Origin of the sequence: Schinkia azotoformans LMG 9581 (assembly GCF_000307855.1) — a bacterium.
Taxonomy (GTDB): domain Bacteria; phylum Bacillota; class Bacilli; order Bacillales; family Bacillaceae_J; genus Schinkia; species Schinkia azotoformans.
Map to the genome: position 1 here is coordinate 1 of NZ_AJLR01000028.1, position 702 is coordinate 702.

Consider the following 702-nt stretch of genomic DNA (forward strand, 5'->3'; position numbering starts at 1 on the left):
TAAACCAAAACCTGCAAGAACTGCTGATAAAATGGTCAATAACTATCTTGTAAGCCCCTTATATTGGTGCTAATGGCGACTGGTATATCAACAACAAAGATAGCGGTATCCATGCTCAAGGCCCAACTGGGGCAACAGGAGCGACTGGAGCAACTGGTAAAAATGGTATTACTCCAGAAATTGGTGATAATGGCAACTGGTGGATTGGTTCTTATGATACTGGCGAATCAGCATTAGGCGCAACTGGGGCTACGGGAGCAACTGAACCTACAGGTGCAGCTGGTACAGATGGTGATACTCCTTATGTTGGACCTGATGGTAACTGGTGGATTGGTGATACTGATACCGGACACAGCGCTAAAGGAGCAACCGGAGCAACTGGTCCTAAAGGTGATACAGGTGCAACAGGAACGACTGGGGTTCAAGGTCGTCCAGGAAATGATGGTGCGACCGGAGCTACAGGAAATACTGGTGCTACGGGTGCGACCGGACCTCAAGGACCTCAAGGTATCCGAGGACCTACTGGACCTACCGGTCCTAAAGGTGATACGGGTGCGACTGGTCCTACGGGAGACACTGGCACAACCAATACACCTGGTGATGGACAATGGACAGGAAATGCTTCAGGAATCTTAACTCTCGATGCAACTCATCCTTTGGCAGATAAACCAAATCAACAAGTCAATGAAGTTGTTGCTGTTG

Annotated in this window: 1 protein-coding gene; it reads left to right on the plus strand. The window is 48.7% G+C overall.

The window, feature by feature from the left end:
• Positions 1-303: 303 nt before the first annotated feature.
• Positions 304-636, plus strand: a complete 333-nt coding sequence (locus BAZO_RS22810; protein WP_021215524.1) for a hypothetical protein — start codon at positions 304-306, stop codon at positions 634-636.
• The last annotated feature ends 66 nt before the right edge of the window (positions 637-702 follow it).

What these genes read in the sequence shown, in the direction of transcription:
- BAZO_RS22810 (WP_021215524.1), top strand. Translation starts at nt 304, where the DNA reads ATGTTGGACCTGATGGTAACTGGTGGATTGGTGATACTGATACCGGAC.